The sequence below is a fragment of the Sphingobium sp. ba1 genome (assembly GCF_000743655.1).
Taxonomy (GTDB): Bacteria; Pseudomonadota; Alphaproteobacteria; order Sphingomonadales; family Sphingomonadaceae; genus Sphingobium.
Genome location: NZ_JPPQ01000069.1, coordinates 836,871 through 839,702, shown reverse-complemented (window position 1 = coordinate 839,702; position 2,832 = coordinate 836,871). Strand labels below are relative to the sequence as shown.

Genomic DNA, 2,832 nt, shown 5'->3' with positions numbered 1-2,832 from the left:
GTCGCCGCCTCGCCTGAACCGCCGTCGCTCAGCGCAGGCGGGTCTGTGCCGCCGCCAATCGCCGCATCATCCGCAGGTCACGGTCCGACAGGGCCAGCGCCGTATCGGTCCAGGTCGTCACGATATCGGTCAGTTCGTCCAGCGTCATCGGATTGACCCGCCGCCCGGCGCGGTTGATGCCGACATAACCGGCATGATGCGCCCGGTGATCCTTGATCCAGGCGACGGTCGCAGCTTCGCCTTCGCCTTCTTCGACGACCTGGGTCACGATGCCCATGTCGAACATTTCCTCGGCGCTATAGACGCGCCCATCGGTAATCATCTGGCGCGCCAGCACCGGGCCGACCCGGCGCGACAGGATGGAATAGGCGCCCATGCCGGGGAACAGGCCGAACAACACTTCGGGCAGGCCAAAGCGGGCCTGCCGTTCGGCGATGATGACGTCGAAGCACATCAGCGCTTCCAGCCCGCCGCCCAGCGCATCCCCCTGCGCCAGCCCGATATTGATGATGTTCATGTCGTTGCAATGCCAGATGCGATCGACGATCTCGCAACAGGCGATGCCATAGCGCAGCAGTGTGTCGCGGTCGCGGCGCTGGATGCATTCGGCGAACATTTCCAGATCACCGCCCAGGTTGAACACGCCGGGGAATCGCGACCCCAAAACCATGAATTTCAGCATCCCGCCCTTGTCTTCGAACAGGCGGCGGCTCTCGCGTTGCCAGGACATCGTATCGCGAATCAGGGACAGGTTGGAATTGGGCCGTTCGAGCGGCGTCATGAACGCCCACAAAGTCCCCAATTCCGCGTCCCACCGCACATCGATCTGCCCCAGGTCGAACAGGGTGGAGCGCGCAATATCCTCTACAAGCGCCCGTTCCGCAGCGTCTTCGGTAACCATATTCCTCTCGGCGGCCATCGGTTTCGCCCCTGTTTCGCTCGCGGAATTAAATTGTCCTGAATCAATCATGTGCGCCCCCGATTTTTCGTTGGGTCTCAACAAAACAGGCCGGTAAGCCGGATGCAATCGGCGGTTCACTCGACCGCGCCCGTTAACCATCTTTATACGCAACTGTTGCACCCCGGTCGCCCAAAAATAAGGTTATGCACGCGGATAGTTGCGATATTGCAACAAAGTGCCCTGTCGGACGATCGTAAAGATGGGTCACAAGCATCTTGTTAATCTTTGCCGATTATCTCGGCTGTCATGCGTCGAGAGCGATCCGATCCCCAAATGGCCACCCTGGCTTTGCACGACCACACGGGCGCGCATTGGCCCTTGCGCCTTTCGACCGACTGCCTGCGCTTCATCGGTCCCTATCGCCGGGTCGAAGGCTTCAATATCGACGCTCTCGCGCTGTTCGAAGGCGTCCGCAAGGCGGGTTGAACGCCTGCACGTTCGCTCCTAGAGCGCGCAGATGACCCAGCCCCGCTTCTCCTTTTCCATCGCCGCCACCGACGGCAAGGCCCGTACCGGCGCAATCAGTATGCGCCGGGGCGAGATCCGCACGCCCGCCTTCATGCCGGTCGGCACCGCCGCCACGGTGAAGGCGATGCGCCCGGCCGAAGTGCGCGCCGCGGGTGCCGACATCATCCTGGGCAATACCTATCATCTCATGCTGCGCCCCGGTGCCGAGCGTATGGCGCGGCTGGGCGGGCTGCATGGTTTCATGGGCTGGGACCGGCCGATCCTGACCGATAGCGGCGGCTATCAGGTGATGAGCCTGTCGGCGCTGACCAAGATGAGCGAGCAGGGCGTCGCTTTCTCCAGCCATATCGACGGGTCCAAGCATATGCTGACGCCGGAGCGATCGATGGAGATCCAGCGCCTGCTCGACAGCGATATCGTCATGGCCTTTGACGAATGTACCAAAAATGGTTGCACCCATGAGGAGGCGACCAAGTCCATGGAGCGCTCGATGCGCTGGGCCAAACGCTCGCGCGACGGTTTCGATGCTGGCGGCGACCATGCCGACCGCGCGGCGCTGTTCGGTATCCAGCAGGGATCGCTCGATGAAGGGCTGCGGCGGGAATCGGCCCAGCAGCTGATCGACATCGGCTTCGATGGCTATGCCGTGGGGGGGCTTGCCGTGGGGGAGGGGCAGCAGGCGATGTTCGCCACGCTCGACTTCGCGCCTGACATGCTGCCCGCCGACAAGCCCCGTTATCTGATGGGTGTGGGCAAGCCCGACGACATCGTCGGCGCGGTGGAGCGCGGCATCGACATGTTCGATTGCGTGCTACCGACCCGGTCTGGCCGCAATGGCCAGGCCTTCACCTGGGCGGGACCGCTCAACATCCGCAATGCCCGTTTTGCCGAAGATCAGGGACCGCTCGATCCGCGCTGCGCCTGCCCGGTCTGCACCACCTGGAGCCGCGCCTATCTCCATCATCTCGTCAAGGCGGGCGAAATGCTGGGCGCGATGCTGATGACCCAGCATAACATCCATTTCTACCAGGCGTTGATGCAGGGGATGCGCGATGCGATCGCGGCCGGGCAGTTTACGGCCTTCACCGCCGCCTTCCGCCGCGACTATCAGCGCGTACCGTCTAAGGAATGATCGTGATCGCGATGGCGTAGCTACCCGCCTCGCCATCATGGTCCAGCGCAGAGCGCAACTGGCGCGACAGGCCGGTCAGCACCCGGCCATAGCGTTCGGACAGGTGAACCGTCATGTCTTCCGACGCCCGCAGGCCCGACGACACGACACTCAGCAGCGCCCGATTGGCTTGCTCCGGCAACACATGCGCGGAAATCCGCATCGTCCCCTGGGGATCGAGCATCATCGCCAGTTCGACCAATTCGGTCAGCAGGAACGCGATCGGCACGGC

General features: G+C 63.0%; 3 protein-coding genes and 1 pseudogene. 2 read left to right on the top strand and 2 right to left on the bottom strand.

The genetic code is table 11. The annotated features are described in order from the left end of the window. Positions 1-28 precede the first annotated feature (28 nt). Positions 29-901: a crotonase/enoyl-CoA hydratase family protein gene (locus IL54_RS07065; RefSeq protein WP_443211281.1), complete on the bottom strand. Its 873-nt coding sequence runs from the start codon at positions 899-901 to the stop codon at positions 29-31. A 333-nt stretch (positions 902-1,234) separates the two neighbouring features. On the opposite strand from IL54_RS07065, the gene IL54_RS07060 reads away from it, so the two are divergent. Together IL54_RS07060 and tgt are read left to right on the top strand one after the other, a co-directional pair. After that, positions 1,235-1,387: a hypothetical protein gene (locus tag IL54_RS07060; protein WP_237236369.1), complete on the top strand. Its 153-nt coding sequence runs from the start codon at positions 1,235-1,237 to the stop codon at positions 1,385-1,387. A 31-nt stretch (positions 1,388-1,418) separates the two neighbouring features. Then, a complete protein-coding gene (gene tgt / locus IL54_RS07055; protein WP_037474309.1) occupies positions 1,419-2,561 on the top strand; it encodes a tRNA guanosine(34) transglycosylase Tgt in 1,143 nt (380 codons plus the stop codon). Here tgt and IL54_RS07050 read toward each other — a convergent pair. Continuing rightward, positions 2,551-2,832: pseudogene (locus IL54_RS07050) on the bottom strand (sensor histidine kinase); the annotation flags it as partial. The gene tgt and the pseudogene IL54_RS07050 overlap by 11 nt on opposite strands.